At 47.6% G+C, this 18,323-nt stretch carries 15 protein-coding genes; 3 read left to right on the top strand and 12 right to left on the bottom strand.

Annotation, left to right across the window (positions count from 1 at the left end; all coding sequences use genetic code 11):
- The first annotated feature begins 7 nt into the window (after positions 1-7).
- The 3 genes from msrA (at position 8) to AC3WS5_RS06360 (ending at position 1,765) form a co-directional block, all read left to right on the top strand.
- On the top strand, positions 8-706 hold the full coding sequence (gene msrA / locus AC3WS5_RS06370; protein WP_492466417.1) for a peptide-methionine (S)-S-oxide reductase MsrA: 699 nt from the start codon (positions 8-10) through the stop codon (positions 704-706).
- Positions 707-982: 276 nt separating this feature from the next.
- On the top strand, positions 983-1,318 hold the full coding sequence (locus AC3WS5_RS06365) for an ArsR/SmtB family transcription factor (protein ID WP_492466416.1): 336 nt from the start codon (positions 983-985) through the stop codon (positions 1,316-1,318).
- Between the two features lie 93 nt (positions 1,319-1,411).
- Positions 1,412-1,765, top strand: a complete 354-nt coding sequence (locus tag AC3WS5_RS06360; protein ID WP_492466415.1) for a DsrE/DsrF/TusD sulfur relay family protein — start codon at positions 1,412-1,414, stop codon at positions 1,763-1,765.
- Between the two features lie 171 nt (positions 1,766-1,936).
- Here AC3WS5_RS06360 and ftsZ read toward each other — a convergent pair whose 3' ends face one another.
- The 12 genes from ftsZ to rsmH form a co-directional block, all read right to left on the bottom strand.
- Positions 1,937-3,814, bottom strand: coding sequence for a cell division protein FtsZ (gene ftsZ / locus AC3WS5_RS06355; protein WP_492466414.1), 1,878 nt, complete (start codon positions 3,812-3,814; stop codon positions 1,937-1,939).
- Positions 3,815-3,891: 77 nt separating this feature from the next.
- Positions 3,892-5,289: a cell division protein FtsA gene (ftsA, locus tag AC3WS5_RS06350; protein WP_492466413.1), complete on the bottom strand. Its 1,398-nt coding sequence runs from the start codon at positions 5,287-5,289 to the stop codon at positions 3,892-3,894.
- 32 nt (positions 5,290-5,321) lie between these two features.
- Positions 5,322-6,743, bottom strand: coding sequence for a cell division protein FtsQ/DivIB (locus AC3WS5_RS06345; protein WP_492466412.1), 1,422 nt, complete (start codon positions 6,741-6,743; stop codon positions 5,322-5,324).
- Positions 6,743-8,131, bottom strand: coding sequence for a UDP-N-acetylmuramate--L-alanine ligase (murC, locus tag AC3WS5_RS06340; RefSeq protein WP_492466411.1), 1,389 nt, complete (start codon positions 8,129-8,131; stop codon positions 6,743-6,745). The genes AC3WS5_RS06345 and murC overlap by 1 nt, the downstream gene beginning before the upstream one ends.
- A gap of 23 nt (positions 8,132-8,154) precedes the next feature.
- The gene (murG, locus tag AC3WS5_RS06335; protein WP_492466410.1) at positions 8,155-9,249 is read right to left on the bottom strand and encodes an undecaprenyldiphospho-muramoylpentapeptide beta-N-acetylglucosaminyltransferase; all 1,095 of its coding nucleotides are present in this window, start codon (positions 9,247-9,249) and stop codon (positions 8,155-8,157) included.
- A complete protein-coding gene (locus AC3WS5_RS06330; RefSeq protein ID WP_492466409.1) occupies positions 9,250-10,548 on the bottom strand; it encodes an FtsW/RodA/SpoVE family cell cycle protein in 1,299 nt (432 codons plus the stop codon). It lies immediately after the preceding gene.
- Between the two features lie 10 nt (positions 10,549-10,558).
- The gene (gene murD, locus AC3WS5_RS06325) at positions 10,559-11,965 is read right to left on the bottom strand and encodes a UDP-N-acetylmuramoyl-L-alanine--D-glutamate ligase (protein WP_492466408.1); all 1,407 of its coding nucleotides are present in this window, start codon (positions 11,963-11,965) and stop codon (positions 10,559-10,561) included.
- Between the two features lie 42 nt (positions 11,966-12,007).
- Complete coding sequence (mraY, locus tag AC3WS5_RS06320) at positions 12,008-13,285, bottom strand: phospho-N-acetylmuramoyl-pentapeptide-transferase (protein WP_492466407.1); 1,278 nt, start codon at positions 13,283-13,285, stop codon at positions 12,008-12,010.
- A 49-nt stretch (positions 13,286-13,334) separates the two neighbouring features.
- The gene (locus tag AC3WS5_RS06315) at positions 13,335-14,798 is read right to left on the bottom strand and encodes a UDP-N-acetylmuramoyl-L-alanyl-D-glutamate--2,6-diaminopimelate ligase (protein ID WP_492466406.1); all 1,464 of its coding nucleotides are present in this window, start codon (positions 14,796-14,798) and stop codon (positions 13,335-13,337) included.
- 31 nt (positions 14,799-14,829) lie between these two features.
- Complete coding sequence (locus tag AC3WS5_RS06310) at positions 14,830-16,962, bottom strand: penicillin-binding protein (protein WP_492466405.1); 2,133 nt, start codon at positions 16,960-16,962, stop codon at positions 14,830-14,832.
- A gap of 16 nt (positions 16,963-16,978) precedes the next feature.
- Positions 16,979-17,308, bottom strand: a complete 330-nt coding sequence (locus tag AC3WS5_RS06305) for an FtsL-like putative cell division protein (protein WP_492466404.1) — start codon at positions 17,306-17,308, stop codon at positions 16,979-16,981.
- Positions 17,309-17,356: 48 nt separating this feature from the next.
- Complete coding sequence (gene rsmH, locus AC3WS5_RS06300; protein ID WP_492466403.1) at positions 17,357-18,316, bottom strand: 16S rRNA (cytosine(1402)-N(4))-methyltransferase RsmH; 960 nt, start codon at positions 18,314-18,316, stop codon at positions 17,357-17,359.
- Positions 18,317-18,323 lie beyond the last annotated feature (7 nt).

Genomic DNA, 18,323 nt, shown 5'->3' with positions numbered 1-18,323 from the left:
AGTTGTTTTGTCTGATAGGGAGCCGGAAGAGTTTAAAATCAGCAAGGTGAACATGATCAGAAACAACTTTATGTTAGGGTGTTTGGTGATGCTGGCCATCACGGCCTGCGCGCAAAAAAAATATGCCCCGCCCGGTGATCCCGTTAAGCATTTGACTATGAATGTACAAACTGATACGGCAACATTTGCCAACGGGTGCTTTTGGTGTACCGAGGCGATTTTTCAGGATGTGAAGGGAGTGTTGGGTGTGACCAGCGGATACACCGGCGGCCACACCCAAAATCCCACATACCAGGAGGTATGCACGGGTAACACAGGACATACCGAAAGCCTGCAGATCGTGTATGATCCGTCTGTGATATCTTTTGATGAGCTGCTTGAAATCTTCTGGAAGACACATGATCCCACTACGCTAAACAGACAAGGAAATGATGTGGGCACTCAGTACCGGAGCGGCGTTTTTTATCACAACGATCAGCAAAAAGAAAAGGCGCTCTATTACAAAGAAGAGCTCAATAAGAGCGGTGCCTATAACCATCCCATCGTAACTGAAATCACGCCGTTTAAAGCATTTTATCCGGCTGAAGGTTACCACCAGAGTTATTTCAATAACAATGAGAACAAGAACCCCTATTGCTCTATTGTGATCCGCCCGAAGGTGGACAAATTTCATAAAGTATTTAAAGACAAACTGAAAACCCCCTGATCGTCATCCAAATCCGATTCATTTCTTTGTAGGGGCCTTGCCTGCCGCTTACTGGTGAGAAGTAGCGTACCGATATCTGCCATTCTTCTTCCGGCGGCATTTTTCTTTTCCGTTATCAAGCCAGAAATGACAAAACCCAATGCCTTTATTTATCTGGCTTTTGTCGGTGCCCTGCTACTTGCACTTTCTTTATTGGTGCTGGGAATTGGATTGGTGAGGAACAAAAAGATGTAGGAATTTGTTTTATTGTTCATTAGTTCATAACTTTGTAAACTAATGAACAAAAAGACCCTATCCGATCCGTCCATTTATGAACTGCATGCAGAGGTCTGCAAGGCCCTGGGGCATCCCTTGCGCATTCAGGTCATTGATCTGCTGCGGGACGGGGAACTTGGCTTCTCGGAGATCATAGAGATCACCGGCGTCAGCAAGTCGAGCCTATCTCAACAACTTTCCGTCATGGTTAGCAAGGGGATCCTGAAGCAGCGGCGGGACGGACTACATGCGTATTTCAGGCTTTCTTCACCCAAGGTGGCAAAAGCCTGTAGCCTGATGCGCGAAGTGCTTATTGAATCCCTGAAAAGCCGGCAGAAGCTTTTGGCCAAATTGTAATAGAGCAATAGTAGGTAAGGCCTTCTGACGCCACAACAGGGAAGTCTTGTAATTATTAATTTGAAAAATATTAAACAACCTAAATAAACTAACATGAAGACTTTGATCATCGTCAACGACGGGCCCTACGGAACGGAGAAAGCTTATAACGCACTGAGACTGGCCAACCAGCTAGGAAAAGACCATCCTGAAGTGGAGGTTAGAATATTTCTGATGGCCGATGCGGCAAACTGCGCGATTGCCAACCAGACAACACCCAACGGATATTATAATATCGGCCGCATGCTGAGAATGTCCATTGCAAAAAATGCTCGGGTTAAAATATGCGGGAGTTGCGCCGAAGCCCGCGGGCTTAAAGAAGTTCAGTTGGTTGACGGAGCAGAACTCAGCACAATGGAAGAACTGGCAAAATGGGTGGTGGACAGTGACAAGGTACTGACCTTCTAACTCGCCGTCGAAAGTCGGAGAGCCGGTTAGGACATAGAAGTTTCCACGCGTCCTGTCACTTTTTTGTTTGAGGCAAGGGCAAAAAAATGCCCCGGTCGAGATCCACCAGGGCACAACTATAAACTACACCCAAACATATCCCGGTATTACCGGGATTGAATTTTCACAGGACTAGTCAGGTTTCTTACCATCCAGAAACGTATTGATGGTATTGATCTGGCCCTGGTTCTTGTCGTCTGCAGAAACCTCGAACTTGCTATAAAAGCTTTCAATATGAGCGGCCTGGTTATACAATTCCATATTGCGCCTGATGTAGGCCGGAATGTTTTCGAACTCATCCGTAGGATCGGTCGTATTCACATTGAAAGACAAGCTGCGTAATTTTTGCAGGCGGTCTATTTGTTTCCGTTTTTGAACTTCCATCTCATCCGGTTCACTCCGCTCTGCCCTGAAACGTTGTGCAGGCGTCTGAATCCTTGGAACCTGCCACTCGGTCTGGACCTCTTTTTCAACCAGTTCCAGGGGTTCGTTATCTTCTTTTTCAGGGGCTCTCATTTCAGGAACAACGGGCTCCCTGTATTCTTCTTCATAAATGTTCAATGGCTTGGAAAGAAAAGACGGAAGCGGTTTCCTGACCTGCTCTTCCTCTTCTCTTGCCTGCTGAGGAATCACTCGTTCGCCCGGAACCGGCGGATCATAAAACAACGAATCGCTGGTCACTTCCGGCGCTGCCACGGTTGGTTGATCTTCCTGCTCTGGCTTAGCCACCGGCGTGCCGGACAAATCATAAAGAATAGCGGAACTCTCATCCGAATCCCTATGATCTGTAATATCGTCCAGCGTAGGCATGGGGATATCCTGGAATGGCGTTTCATCCACCAACACGGGCGCCATCGGATCCGGTAATTTGACCGCAGGTGATTCAACAGGAACTGATACCGGCAAGGCTACTACTTCCTGAACATTCGGCTGCTTTATCTTCCCGTTGGGAAGGCGTTGCACCGTTTTATCGCCATTCAGCATCATGACAATTTTTCCTTCTGTCAGCTCTTCTTTTTTCAAAACCGGCTTCACGAAAAGGTTTTTATTTTCGAAACCGGTTGCTATGATAGTGATGCCAATATTATCGCCCAGGGTGCTGTCATAACCCATCCCCAGGATAACATCCGTATTTTCACCCGTCTGGCTAATAAGGTGCGACTGGATAATTTCCACCTCATCCATCGTAAACTCTGCATCGCCTTCGGCTGAATTTATATTAATGAGAATCCATTTGGCACCCCGGATATCATTATCATTCAGCAAAGGTGAGTTGAGCGCCTCTTCAATAGCACGCTGTGCCCTGTTCTCGCCGGAAGCGGCCGCGTTACCGAGGATAGCTACTCCGCCATTCTTCATCACGGTGCAGACATCAGCAAAGTCCACATTAATCTGTCCTGTGGTGGTAATAACATCGGTGATACATTTTGCAGCAGTTGCGAGCACATTATCAGCCTTCTCAAATGCTTCGCGCATTTTGAGATTGCCAAACTGATGACGCAATTTATCATTGCTGATGACCAGTAAAGTGTCAACATACTGCTTCAGGTGCTTAATGCCTTCTTCAGCCTGCAGATGGCGTTTCTTACCCTCATAGGCAAAAGGCATGGTCACGATGCCGACCGTCAGCATACCCATATCCTTACAGGTTTTCGCAATGATCGGCGCTCCCCCGGTTCCTGTGCCACCACCCATACCCGCGGTGATGAAAACCATTTTAGTGTTCACTTCAATAATGCGTTTTATTTCATCGAGCGATTCTTCCGTAGCCTGCCTGCCGATCTCCGGGTTCGCACCGGCGCCAAGACCAGATGTAAGCTGGGGGCCCAACTGAATGCGATTGGGGATCTTGCTATTTGCAAGCGCCTGCGCATCCGTATTGCAAATTATGAAATCCACACCTTCTATTGTCTGGCTGTACATATGGTTTACTGCATTGCCGCCACCACCACCAACACCAACCACCTTCAGGATGGATGATTGCTCTTTGGGTAAATCAAATTGTATCATACTGCTTAAATTTAGAGTATTGCCTGTGCAATACCTGTTTTGAAAAATGGGTTAGTATAGTTCGAATTCAAAAAATTTTATAACTGATGGTCTTCCTCTTCTTTGAAAATGTCGATCAGACCATCTTTGAATTTCTTCCAGAAGCCGTCCCTGAGGGGCTCTCTCTTTCTTCTACCCGCCAGCTTCGGATCTTTACCGCCTTCAAAAAGCGCATCATCGTCCACCAGCACCGACTCCTGACCAGCTACGCTTCGCAGCTCTTTCGGAATACGGATCGGCTCAAAAGTCTTCTCAAATTTCTTGCGGTCGTGCTCAAAGTCGTCGTAACCTTTCAGAATCAGCCCGAGGCAGGTGGAATAAGTCGGTTTAGCTAATTCCTCAATATGCCCGGCAGCCAGATGTTCGTTTGGCAGTCCGATACGGGCGGGCAGTCCGGTAACATATTCCGTCAACTGAATCAGGTGCTTGAGCTGTGATCCACCGCCGGTAAGCACAATACCTCCGTTCAACTGGTGGTTGTCCATACCTATCTGTTTTAGGTGATAGGTGACAAAATCCAGTATCTCGCTCATCCTGGCCTGGATAATATTTGCCAGGTTCCTCACACTGATTTCTTTGGATGGCATGCCACGAAGTCCCGGAATAGTAATATAAGCGTTAGAGCGGGCTTCGTTTGCCAGCGCACTTCCGAATTGTGTTTTCATCTGCTCGGCCTGGCTTTTCAGCACACCGAGTCCGGTCTTGATATCGTGGGTAATATTCTCGCCGGCAAAAGGTATCACTGCGGTATGCCTCAATACACCCTCGGAAAAGACAGCCAGGTCCGTGGTACCACCGCCCACATCCACAATCGCAACGCCGGCTTCCAGGTCTTCCTGCCCCATAACGGCAGCGGCTGAAGCCAACGGTTGCAATACCAGGTCTTTGGTGATGAGCCCTGCTTTTTCCACGCTTTTGTTGATATTCCGGATGGCGCTCTTATCACCGGTGATAATGTGAAAGTTTGCACCCAGCTTCACTCCGTTATAACCTGTGGCGCGTACAATATTGGACATATTGTCCACCGTGTACTCCTGCGGAATTACATCTATGATCTGATCGCCGGGCGGAATATAGGTTTTATACTGTTTGCTGATCAGCATATCCACTTCCTCCTGGGTGATCTCTGTCTCCTCATTTTCCCTGACAATATCTCCCCTAGTCTGGAGGCTCTTGATATGGTGGCCTGCAATACCCACGTAAACCTCGTTAAACTTCAGGTCGGGGTTCAGTGTAAGGCAATTTTCAAGGGCGGTCTTTATCGCTTTTATCGTTTCATCGATATTCAGAACCTGTCCGTGTTTTACACCATTAGAATTGGCCTTCCCAAAACCGAGGATCTCCAATTTGCCAAATTCATTTTTCCGTCCGGCAATCACGGCGATTTTTGTGGTCCCTATGTCCAGTCCTACAATTACGGGTTGTTCTGCATTCATTGCTGTTTTATTTAAGTTGTTTGGGTATAATTTCAATGCTCTTTCTTCTGTTTATCATTCGCGTTTGCCGGCACTTTTTTGCCCGACTTCACGTCACTGTGTTTTGACGATGCCTCCGTCTTTTTAGCATCGTGATTTTTTGCCGGGTGATTGACCGCATGAGCTGCTTCTGTCTTTTTCTTGTCGGGGCCTGTCTTTTTCTGCTCCTTTCCTTTCTGCGTCGCTTTGTGGTCTTTTGTGGCATGCTCTGTCTTTACCTCTTTCTTCTTTGCGCCCCGGCTTTCGGATTGCTCCGTTTTCTTAGCTTCATGAACATTCTTCTTCTTCTGATCATGCGTGGTTTTCTTTGGCTCGTGCACATTTTTCTTCGCTTCCACGACATGCTTTTTTTCCACGCCGGCTGCCGGAACCGGGACTTCAACGGCCTCCTTCTTCTTTCCTTCTTTAGATTCCACTGAAAAATCCGTTCCCATCAGCGACAATGTATCTGAAGCCAGCTCCATGGGTTCATACATACTCCGGGCTCCTGCACTTGAGTCGATGGTGGACTGGTAAGGTCGCGGCATCCCGACAGCCTCATCTATCAGTTCATTGGAGCTACGGGACAGTTGCAGGAGGTTCTCCACATTCTTCCTGAGCTGCAGCGAATCTATATGCGTATAATTCCCTTTCACTCCAATCACCTGACCCGAAAACTGCAGATCAATTTTTTGATATTTGTCAAACCCTTTGCGCTTCAACACCTGATCGTAAAAAAGATACAGGCGGTGAAATTTTGAGGCTATATCACTTCCATCGCCCAGGTTCACCCGGTGGTTGCCCACTACAGGTATCATCTCCATTTCCCAGCAGTCGGGTCCGCAGTTCTTGATATCGATCTGGGCCACTTGCGATGTCCAGAACGGATCCCCGCCGATAAAAGAAGCTGTAGCAATAATATTCCGGATCAGTGCGCTGTCAGTCGCGTTCCTAACCGCCGGTATCGGATATCCCGTAAATACCGGTAAGTCCACCGTTATTCTTCCGGATAATGGAATCCTTCTCGCGGTTTCATCAATATAAAATGATTCTCCCTGACTGGTGAAAATTCTGGCGAGCGGTTTTCTTTCTTCTACATTCACGTACAGGATATCATTATTGTCGAAATATAGTTCAGCATTGTAAACCCAGGAGCTCTGCTCAAGAAGGTTTTCAATATGTGGGAGATAGAAATCTGAAAGTGGCTGACCTTTTACTTCCCCACGAGTGACTGTTTTAAGCAGTGTGATGACCTGTGCTTTGGTAGTGAACAGCTGGCCTTCCCCCCATCCTTTGATCCGGATTTCGTACCCCTTGCAGGTTCTCGTTTCCCGATGCTTCATGGCCGCTGAAATCAGCATGAACATCCCTGCGCCGATAGCCAGCCAGACTGCAGTAAGCACCAGTAACCGTATGATTCTTTTTAACTTGGACATTAACTCTCCAGTATAGATTTAAGCTGAGGTACGAGCCGGTCGATATTCCCCGCGCCGGCTGTAATGATCACCTCACCAAATTCAGTATTCAGATTTGGAACAAATTCATGCCGGACCCAGTCGAGCAATTGATCCGGATTCATTAGCCACCGGGCAGCCCGTTTCATTTTACCAGCAATCAGGCTGCTGTCAACTCCTTCGATGGGCAACTCCCTGGCCGGATACACTGGCAATAGGATCACCCGATCGACCATGTCCAGGACCTGCGCAAACGCATCCGCAAAATCCCGGGTGCGGCTATACAAGTGCGGCTGAAAGATCAGCGTAATTCTTCTCTGACTGAAGAGCGTCTGCACACCCCTGATCAGCGCTTTCAGCTCTTCGGGATGATGCGCATAGTCATCGATATAAGTCAGTGCATCACCGTTTAATACATACTCGAACCGTCTTTTTACGCCTTTGAAAGAGGCCACTGCCGCTCTGATCTTCTCATGCTCAATACCGAGGTATGCGGCAACTGAAATGGCTGCGATCATGTTCTCTATATTATGCATGCCACCCATCCGCAACTGAAGGCCCTCAATCAGGTCGCCCTTAACAGAAGCATCAAAAAGATATGCCCCGTCCTTTATACGGATATTCACCGCATACGCATCAGCGCTGTCATTTTGAAGGCTATACGTCAGCGTTTGATCCCCGCCCAGCTTATGATCGAGTCCAAATTTTTTAATGAGGAGCCCGCCTGGTTTGATCCGTGATGCAAACTCCAAGTAAGCCAGGTGCACGTTTTCTTCCGTTCCATAAATGTCCAGATGGTCGGCATCCATCGCTGTTATCACAGCTATATCCGGATCCAGTTTCAAAAAGCTTCTGTCGTACTCATCAGCCTCCACCACAAAAAGGTTCCTTTCATCCGCCCAGTAATTAGTGCCGTAATTGGCTGAAATGCCCCCCAGGAACGCATTACACCCATAGCTGCTATCTCTCAGCAAGTGGGCAGTCATCGTGGTTGTGGTCGTTTTTCCATGCGTGCCGGCAATACAAATATTGAAAGACTGCCGGGTTATCCAGCCCAGCATTTCACTTCGCTTCATCATTGAATACCCATGCTCCCTGTAGAACCTCAGTTCCGAATGATCTTCGGGGATCGCGGGTGTGTACACAACCAGGTCGGCATCCTTAGGGATGAGATCTGCATCTTCCTGGTAATGGATCGGGATACCGATTTGCTCCAGGCTCAGGGTCAGATCCGAAGGTGCTTTATCGTAACCGCTCACTTTTTTACCCTTCGCATAAAAATACCTTGCGATTGCGCTCATCCCTATTCCGCCGATTCCGATGAAATAGATCGTTTTAATCGTGTTGATATTTTTATTGTTCTCCATCATATATACACATTCGATAATCCGTATTAACCCAGTATTCTTAAAATTTCATCTGCCACTCTTTTTCCCGCATCGGTGATCGCCAGTTTCCCCAGGTTGGCGCTCATCGTCGCCCGAAGGGTTTCATTACCCGCCAGATCCAGCACCCGGTCGATGGCCTCGTTCCTGGCATCGCTGTCCTTAACGATCAGGGCCGCATGATTATTTACCAATTGCATAGCGTTGGCCGTCTGATGGTCTTCGGCAGCGTAAGGGAATGGCACCAGTACAGCCGGTTTCTTCACGATACATATTTCTGCCACGGTCATCGCGCCTGCCCTGGCCATGATGATATCTGCAGCCGCATACGCGTATTCCATATTTGTGATAAACTCATTTGCCCACACTTCTTTATGTTCCACAGATATATCGATAGCCTCACGGTTGTAGGTCTTCCCTGTTTGCCAGATCACCTGCAACCCCGCATGAATCAGTTTGTCGATATGCGTCGCTACCGCTTCATTGATGGATCTGGCACCCAGACTGCCTCCCAGAACCAGCAGCGTGAGTTTACCTTCGTCGAGTGAAAAGAACTTCAGCGCATCGCTTTTAGAAACGGTCGAGTCAATAATATCTTTTCTGACAGGATTACCTGTAACCATTATTTTTTTCGCAGGGAAAAATTTTTCCATACCTGATGTACCTGTAAATATCCTGACCGCCTGTTTTCCCAGCAGTATATTCGATCTGCCCGCATGGGAATTTGACTCATGAATGAAAGTGGGGATTCCTTTCGACTGCGCGTATTTCAGTACGGGAAAAGTTGAATACCCGCCCACACCCAAAACTGCATCAGGACTGAATTCTTTAAAAATCGACCTGACCTGCAAAAAGCTTTTAGCCAGCTTGAAAGGAAGCCCGATGTTTTTGAGCAGTGAACTCCGGTTGAATCCGGCGATATCGATCCCGCGAATCTTGTATCCTGCCTGCGGGACCCGCTCCATTTCCATCTTTCCCCTTGCGCCAACAAACAGGAACTCCATATCGGGCCGTTCCTGCTTCAGCGCGTTGGCAATTGCGATAGCCGGGAAAATATGTCCTCCCGTACCTCCGCCTGCTATGATCATCTTTTTACCCACCATTTAACTATTTACCGCGCTCAGTTCCGGCTGGTTATTGTTTTTTGTTTCCACACCTTCCACCTGCCTTGAAACACTCAGTATGATACCGATCGTCAGGCAGGTAAATAAAAAACTTGAGCCCCCCATACTTACAAGGGGCAGGGTGACGCCTGTCACCGGGAAGAGGTTCACCGTAACGGCCATATTAGCCAGGGCTTGTATGACCAGGGTGAAACTCAATCCCAGAGCTAGAAAAGCTCCGAAAGCATAGGGACATTTCTTGAAGATCCGTATGCACCTATATAAAAAAACGATATATACAAATAAAATAAATGCACCGCCGGCTAAACCATACTCCTCAATAATAATGGCGAAAATGAAATCATTGTATGCCTGTGGCAGGTAATCCCGGGTAGTGCTGTTGCCGGGACCAACGCCCACAAAACCACCCTTCGCAATCGCGATCTTCGACTGGTTCACCTGGTACATTTCATCGTTATCAGCCTCTTTGCCGCCATAGATAAAATTTTCCACCCTGCCTATCCAGGTATCCACCCTGGTAAAGAGACCGCCGGATGATCTTGCCCTTTCCGGGAGCGTATCCAGGCTGCTTGCGGAACCGGATTTATTGTGCATCACTACTGCCGAAATAATCAGGGCTATGATGGGAATCATGGCCGCACCTACTACGCCCAACAGGTATTTTGTATTGACCCTTCCGATAAACAGCAATATCATGCAGCTTCCACCCAATAGCAGGGCTGTTGAAAGATTGGCAGGTGCTATGAATATGCAGGTAAGCAGAATAGGGATGATCAAAGGCAGAAATCCTTTTTTAAAAGTCTTGATCACTGCCTGCCGCCGGCTCAGGAGCCTGGCCAGGTACATGAACAGGGCCAGCTTTGCCAGGTCTGAAGTCTGCATCGTCATATTGATCAGTGGCAGCTTGATCCACCTGCTACCCTCATTCATTTTTACGCCGAAAAAAAGCGTGTATGCCAGCAACGGAATACTGATGGCAAACAAGATAGTTGCCAGCTTGGAATAAACGGTATAATTGACCTGATGCGCGAAGTACAGGATACCAAAGCCCACCAGGATCAGGACCACCTGTTTAAAAAGATAAATCTCCGTGTTACCCTTGTAATTCTTATAGGCCAGGGATCCCGTGGCGCTATAAATGGCGAGGAGGGAAAAAAGCGTCAAGAGTACGGCTAGCGCCCAGATCACTTTATCGCCCCTGACGTGCCGGTTCAGGCTATTCCGCCAGTTTACCTGAGGTAATTGATTTTTACTCGATATGTCAGAAATCAGAGACATCCGTATTTAATTATAATTCAATAACTGCCTTTTTGAAGCGGGTTCCGCGATCCTCATAATTTTTGAACAGGTCGAAACTCGCACAGGCCGGGCTCAACAGAACTACATCTCCCTTACTTGCCTGTGCAAACGCGGCACCGACCGCTTCTTCAGCACTTTGCACGTCCTGGATAACGGGAACCATGCCCTCAAAAGCCTCGTGAATTTTTTTATTGTCGATACCGAGACAAATGATGGCTTTTACTTTCTCCTTGACCAAATCATTTAACAGGCTGTAATCATTGCCTTTGTCCACACCGCCGAGTATTAATATGGTAGGCTTCTCCATACTCTCGAGGGCATACCAGGTAGAATTGATGTTGGTAGCCTTGCTGTCGTTAATAAATTCCACCCCGCGGATACTGGCCACAAATTCCATGCGGTGCTCCAGATTCTGGAAAGTTATCACTGCGTCCCGGATCTTTTCCTTTCGGATGTCCATCGTTGTTCCGGCTACACATGCCGCCATCGTATTGTATTGATTGTGCTTGCCCTTCAGGGTAAAATCATAAACACTCATTTTCATAAAGTCTTCTCCTGTTCTAACGTACATATCGCCGTCTTTGATAAATGCCGCGCTGTTTTCATTTGCCATGCTGATCGGTAATTGAGTTGAGTTAATATTATATTGTTTCAGATATTTTGAGGTTACCTCATCATCTTGATTATAGATAAAAAAGTCACCACTTTGTTGATTTTTTATTACATTAAATTTACTTTTTATATATTTTTCAAAATCATACTCGTATCTGTCCAGGTGATCTTCGGTAATATTGGTAAGAACTGCGATATAGGGCCTGAACTGATCGATATCATCGAGCTGAAAACTGCTGACTTCTATGACATACACCGGACAGGGATCTGTAGCTACTCTCTTTGCAAATGAATCGCCGATATTACCCACCAGGGCAGCATTCAGTCCACCAGTCTTGCAGATGTGATGGATCAGCGCAGTGGTGGTTGTTTTACCGTTGCTTCCCGTAATGGCTATAATCCTGCTGTCGCCGGCAAAACGGTAAGCCAGTTCGATCTCGCTGATAACAGGAATGCCTGCCTTCCTGATCTTCTTAACCAATTCGTTTTTTTCCGGAATCCCCGGACTCTTCATGATCTCATCTGCCATCAGGATTCTTTCCTCGGTATGCCGAGCTTCTTCCCATTCGATGCCGGCTTCTCGTAAACCGGTCCGGTAAACTTCTTTCATAGCGCCCGCATCGGAAACAAACACATCATACCCCACCTTTTTCCCCAGGAGAGCAGCTCCCACGCCACTTTCGCCGCCTCCGAGAATGATCAGTTTCCATTTCCTGCCGGTTTTGGAACCTGGTTGTTGCGATATGTTGTTATTCTCTGTCAATTCCTGAATTAAATACGACATTTTATTACAATTCCACCTCTCGTGCCTGTTGGTCATCAAAATCTACCTCAGCTTGAGCGTCACCACGCTGATGACCACCAGTAATACGGTAATGATCCAAAACCTCGTGACTATTTTTGCTTCATGATATCCCCGTTTCTGGAAATGATGGTGCAGGGGACTCATTAAAAAGATCCTTCTTCCTTCTCCGTATTTTCTTTTCGTGTACTTGAAGTATCCCACCTGGAGCATGACGCTCACATTCTCAACCAGAAACACGCCACAGAAAATGGGTATCAGCAGCTCCTTGTGTACAATGATTGCAATGGCAGCGATCAGTCCACCCAGAGTAAGACTCCCTGTGTCGCCCATAAATACCTGGGCGGGGTACGTATTATACCATAGGAATCCTACGCAGGCGCCGATCATGGCTGCAATGAAAATAGACAACTCCCCAAGGTTGGGGATATACATGATATTGAGATAATCAGCAAACAGGAAATTCCCGCTGGCATACGCGAATATGCCCAGCAGCACCCCGATAAGCGCCGAGGTTCCCGTGACGAGTCCGTCTAGTCCATCGGTGATATTGGCGCCATTTGAAACGGCTGTAATAATAAATATCACCACCAGGATATAAAGTACCCAGGTATATTCCCTAAGAGATGCCGGCAAAAGTTTGGAGTAATTGAATTCATGACCCTTCACGAATGGAATGGTTGTAACCGGTTCTTTGGTAGCCACAAAGTACTTGGTCCGGTTGTTCACTGTTCTGGCAATAACCGTGGTGTCGCCTTCCTTGGGCGTGCCGATGTATTCCCGCCAGATCGTTACATGGCCGTTGAAATAAAGCACTGCGCCCACGGTGATGCCCAAACCCACCTGACCCAGGATCTTGAACCAGGCAGCCAGTCCGTCTTTATCACCTTTTTTATAGGGTATACCTTGTTGTTTTGCCAGCCGCTTTGCACGCAACTTCAGGTAATCATCCAGGAAACCAATAGTGCCCAGCCAGATTGTTGCAATCACCATTACATTCAGATACACCGTGTCCAGCTTCGCAAAAAGCAAGGTGGGGATCAGGATACCCATAATAATAATGATCCCTCCCATCGTGGGTGTACCTTTTTTTGCCTGCTCGCCGGCGAGACCAAGGTCCCTGACGCTTTCGCCCACTAGTCGCCTGCGGAGCATCCGGATCAGTTTTTTCCCATAAACCAGGGTGATGATTAAAGCCAGCAACACAGACATCATTACCCGGAATGTGATGAAATCCATCAAATTCCTTCCCGGGAAATTGATACCCTGAAGTTTGAACCATTCAAATAGATGATATAACATATACTCGCTTTAATTGCTTCTGCTCCCGGCAAAAGGTTACACAATAATTCTACTTATTCAATAACTCAAAAAATTCGCTGACTACTTCCTTGTCATCAAAATGCTTTCTGACGCCCCTTATCTCCTGATAATGTTCATGGCCCTTTCCGGCGATCAACAGAATGTCGCCCGAGCCAGCCATGTGGACTGCCGTTTTTATTGCTTCCCGCCGGTCTGTTATGGAAATGAACTTCCTCCTGTAAGCCGGCGGCACCCCGGCTTCCATTTCCCGGATGATAGCCTCAGGCTCTTCAAACCTTGGATTGTCACTGGTAAAGATCACCCGATCGCTGAGCGTGCAGGCCACTTCGGCCATCACCGGTCTCTTGGTTTTGTCCCTGTCCCCTCCGCATCCAATCACCGTTATGACCTGTTCCGTTCCTTTCCGAAGTTTGTTGATCGTTGCCAGCACATTCCGGACGGCATCGGGCGTATGCGCGTAATCTATCACGGCAGAGATCTTTTCGTGCGGTGAAACCATCCAGTCAAACCGCCCTGCGGCGCCTGTCAGCAGGCTCTGCGCCCGCAGCACTTCGTGCTTATCCTCACCCAGTAAGATTGCCGCACCATAGACCGCCAGCAGATTATACGCATTAAATTCGCCGATCAGCCTGAAATGCACGTCCTGCTCATCAATCGACATATGCAGCCCCAGCAGGCTATCGTCGAGGACCTTTCCCTTGAAGTCACTCATGGACCTGAGGCTGTATGTTTTTTTACTTGCCCGGGTGTTCTGGAGCATGACCTCTCCCCGCTTGTCGTCCAGGTTGGTCAGTGCAAAAGCGTTTTTATCCAACCCATCAAAAAATGATTTCTTGACCCGGATATACTCGTTGAAATCTTTGTGGTAATCCAGGTGATCGTGTGTGATATTGGTAAAAATACCGCCCGCGAAATGGAGTCCTTCAATGCGATGCTGATGGATTGCATGCGAACTCACTTCCATAAACGCATGGGTACAACCCTCCCGGACCATTCTGTCAAAAAGTTCACTCAGGTTCACCGGGTCGGGTGTGGTATGTGTAGCTTCAATGACCGTGTTCCCCACGATGTTCTGTACGGTACTTATCAACCCGCAATCATAGCCTAGTGCCGTAAACAATTTATATAATAAGGTAGCTACGGTTGTCTTCCCGTTCGTACCGGTCACGCCTACCACCCTAAGCCTCCGGGATGGATTTCCGAAAAACTGATTTGAAATGATTCCGGCTGCCGCAGCACTGTTCTCCACCTGGATATAAACGACTTCAGGATTCGTGGTGGCGGGAATAGTTTCAGCAACAACCGCTACGGCGCCGTTTTTAATGGCAGATTCAATGAACAGGTGACCATCGGAAGCATAGCCTTTGATCGCCACGAAAAGGGACCCTGGCTTAGCTTTCCGCGAATCAATACAGACCGAGGTGATATCCCGCGATAAGTCGCCGATTACCTGTTTGATGCTGGTCCCGTATATTAATTCCTGAAGCGTCACTGATATTGATATTAATAATTTATTTTATAGCTTATCCCAGCCTGAGATGCACCTGCTCCCCGGCTGCAAATGATGTCCCCGGTGCGATCGACTGGCCGTCTACCTTTCCGCTTCCCTGAATCTGAATTTTCAGACCCATGTTTTCCAGTAGCCGGACGGCGTCTCTCAGTCCCATGCCTTTAACATTGGGCATGATCTTATTCCGCACGAGGTTGGTCTTCACTACTGGTTTGAAATTGCCTGCATACATGGTCACCCACTTGCTATTGCTCATTGAATCCACATAACTTATATTCAGACTCTGGAGCACTTGTTTCACGGACACCGCATTCCCTGCATAGAAATAGGTGCTGCTGTCCACACTGCCTTCGTAGCTCTTGGGAGTCTTCCTGTCCACAAACATGGCGTAAACCTTTGTCGCTATTTCCCTGAACACAGGCGCTGCGATCTGGCCTCCATAATGGAGCCCGCCCCCGGGTTTGGTCCTTACGGCCACAATGCAGGTATACTGAGGATTTTCTGCCGGAAAGTATCCCACAAAAGATCCCTGGTAAACATTATTCCGGTATTTGATATCACCATCCGCAACGTGTGCTGTGCCTGTTTTACCCGCCACCGAAAATGGCATGTCTTTAAAGGCATATTTGCCAGTTCCTTCCTTTACGGCCATTTCAAGACCTGCTCTAACAGCTTTCAGCGTAGATTCCTTGCAGATCATGGGATCAATCACTTCCGGTTCAATCCGCTTAACCGGAACCCCATTGCTTCTGATGGCACTGACGAGGTAAGGCTTCATCATCTTTCCGCCATTCGCCACTGCGTTGTACAGTGTAAGAGTCTGAAGAGGACTTACCTGGACTGCATAACCGAAGCTCATGGTGATCATGTTCATCAATCCGCCTTCTCCTCTTGAGAACGGAGCAAACCTGGGTGAAGGAATATGCGTGAGATCAATGGGGGATTTGGTGTTCATGTGATATTTCCGGATGTACTCACCGAATTCAGCGGGGTTGCTTTGAAAAGTTTTATAGGCTGCGATACCCATTCCCACGTTGGAACTATGGGCCAGGGCTTCTGTGAGCGTAATGACTGACTTTGGAGAACGTTCTGCATCAGTGATCATCCTGGGTCCCACCTGCATCCTGCCGGTGCTTCCTACTTCCAACAGACCGTCAGGCTTGAAGGATCCTTTATCGAGAACCGACATAAATGTAACCAGTTTGAAGGTGGATCCGGGTTCAGTCACATGGAGTGCATAGTTGTCATCTTCCCAATAGGTGGTATCACCATTTACCCGCCCCAGGTTGGCAATGGCTTTTATCTTGCCTGTTTTCGTTTCCATAACGACGCAGGTGCCGTATTGCGCGTGGATATAATTCATCATCCGCATAAGAGCCATTTCCGTAATATCCTGAATATTTACATCCAGGGTCGTGTAAATATCTTTTCCGTTTTCAGGCTCCACCTGTGAACCTTCCACAGGCACAACCCCACCGGCGATATACCTCACTACCCGCTGACCGTTCTGGCCATTCAGCAGGCTGTCATAGCTCATTTCCAGGCCCACATTCATTTTCTTCAATTTCCCGTCACTGCTGGTGTATTCGCGGCTGAGGCCGATGGTCCGGTTGGCGAGCAGACCAAACGGCGTTACCCGCCGGCTGGTTTCTTCCACGATAATGCCACTTTTATTTTTCCCGAGTCTTACCAGTGGAAAATTCCTGAATACTTTATAGTCTTCGAAAGCAATCTTCTTTTTCAATGAGTAATAACGCTGTCCTTTTTTATAAGCCTGATCAAACTCTGTCCGGTATTGTTTAGCGGTCTTGTCTTTGAAATAATCTGCCATGGCCGTTGCAAAAGAATCTATATATGTTTTATATATACGGCCGTTCTTTTCCCGTAACCCATCAGCCATAAAATCCATATAAAGATTAAACTGTGGCAGGGAAGTGCTGAGCATCTGACCATCTTCGCTGAAAATGGTTCCCCTATCGGCGCCGATCTCCTGAATTTTCTGGTACATGCTGTCTGCCATGCCGCGCCAGTGATCGCCCTGCACTCTTTGTATAAAGGCGGCTTTGCCGATAATCACTACCGACAAGAAGATCATCCCTATAAAACAGAGATAGACCCGCCATAATATGTCCCTCTTTATTTCCAATTGAACTGTCTGATTTTTAATATCCCAGTAATGAATCTCTTAATACATAAGGTGATTCCTGTAATTCCGTGAGTCCTGCAGGTTCCAGCACCCTCACCATTTCACTGGGCTTACTCCGGAACATCACATCACTTTTCAGATCCTTGTATTCCCATTGCAACTCTTTAACTTCTTTAGCCAGCGTATTTATTCTTCTTATTGTCTTGTCGGCAGTATGCCCGTTATAAATGTAGAGGACAGCCAGAAAAGCCAGGAAGATCAGGAACGGGATCTGCTTCACGATCGACTGATAATTCAGCCATTTTTTCCAGTTAAACCGGACCTCTTTTTCTTTAAACACTGCCATCTCTTTTTTTTTGAATGCGTCAATAACTTGCTTTCAATTTGATTGTGGTCACGCTGCTTTTCTTTCCGCGATCCGTAGTTTCGCACTTCTGGATCTGGGGTTTGATTTTACTTCTTCATCGCCCGGCACGATGGGCTTTTTGTTTACCAGCTTCCAGGGTGTTTCAGGCTCCACGTTTAAGAAAGGATTGACTACTTTTTCTTCATCCGTACCTTTCCTGAAATAATTCTTTACCAGCCTGTCCTCAACGGAATGAAACGTGATGATCGCCAGCCTTCCACCTGTATTTAATAAACCCGGGGCCTGTTCAAGCAGCGCTTTCAGCGCACCCATTTCATCATTGACTTCGATGCGCAACGCTTGAAATACCTGGGCAAAATACTTATGGGGATTCCCCTTTACAATTGCCCTCAGTGCGTGTTTAAATCCATCAACGGTACGGAGGGACACCTGGTTCCGGATCTCAATAATGGTTTTAGCGAGTGTTTTCGAATTGGTCACTTCCCCGTACTGTTCAAAGATCCGGTGTAGCTCCGGCTCACTGTACTGTTGCACTACATCGAAGGCCGTTTTTGGCTGACGCCGGTCCATCCTCATATCCAGGTCAGCATTGAATCTTGTGCTGAATCCGCGTTCCGCTTTGTCAAACTGATGACTGCTTACACCCAGGTCGGCCAGGATCCCATCAACTTTTTCAAATCCCTCTAACCGGAGAAAGCGGGCGATATGCCTGAAATTATGCGGAATAAATGTTACGCCTGGGTGATCCGGAAGGTTGAAACGGGCGTCTTCATCCTGATCGAATGCCAGCAGTCTGCCTTTTTCGCCCAGTAGTCCGAGGATCGCTTTTGAATGACCACCGCCTCCGAAAGTACAATCTACATAGAGACCGTCGGGCCGGACCTGCAACCCTTCAATGGCTTCTTTTAAAAGGACCGGCTGATGGTACGAGGTTTCCCCTCCTTCAGGTTCCTGAGAGGCTTTAGGTATTTTCTTTTTCGGTGTCATGTGTTTT

This window comes from Niabella sp. CPT15-335-S11 (assembly GCF_058792415.1).
The sequence above is the reverse complement of the archived record's forward strand: the minus strand, read 5'-3'. Positions and strand labels throughout refer to the sequence as shown.

Excerpts from the sequence above, each read along its gene's own strand:
- AC3WS5_RS06365 (WP_492466416.1), top strand. The coding sequence starts at position 983 with ATGAACAAAAAGACCCTATCCGATCCGTCCATTTATGAACTGCATGCA.
- AC3WS5_RS06360 (WP_492466415.1), top strand. The coding sequence starts at position 1,412 with ATGAAGACTTTGATCATCGTCAACGACGGGCCCTACGGAACGGAGAAA.
- ftsZ (WP_492466414.1), bottom strand. The coding sequence starts at position 3,814 with ATGATACAATTTGATTTACCCAAAGAGCAATCATCCATCCTGAAGGTG.
- ftsA (WP_492466413.1), bottom strand. The coding sequence starts at position 5,289 with ATGAATGCAGAACAACCCGTAATTGTAGGACTGGACATAGGGACCACA.
- AC3WS5_RS06345 (WP_492466412.1), bottom strand. The coding sequence starts at position 6,743 with ATGTCCAAGTTAAAAAGAATCATACGGTTACTGGTGCTTACTGCAGTC.
- murC (WP_492466411.1), bottom strand. The coding sequence starts at position 8,131 with ATGATGGAGAACAATAAAAATATCAACACGATTAAAACGATCTATTTC.
- murG (WP_492466410.1), bottom strand. The coding sequence starts at position 9,249 with ATGGTGGGTAAAAAGATGATCATAGCAGGCGGAGGTACGGGAGGACAT.
- AC3WS5_RS06330 (WP_492466409.1), bottom strand. The coding sequence starts at position 10,548 with ATGTCTCTGATTTCTGACATATCGAGTAAAAATCAATTACCTCAGGTA.
- murD (WP_492466408.1), bottom strand. The coding sequence starts at position 11,965 with ATGTCGTATTTAATTCAGGAATTGACAGAGAATAACAACATATCGCAA.
- mraY (WP_492466407.1), bottom strand. The coding sequence starts at position 13,285 with ATGTTATATCATCTATTTGAATGGTTCAAACTTCAGGGTATCAATTTC.
- AC3WS5_RS06305 (WP_492466404.1), bottom strand. The coding sequence starts at position 17,308 with ATGGCAGTGTTTAAAGAAAAAGAGGTCCGGTTTAACTGGAAAAAATGG.
- rsmH (WP_492466403.1), bottom strand. The coding sequence starts at position 18,316 with ATGACACCGAAAAAGAAAATACCTAAAGCCTCTCAGGAACCTGAAGGA.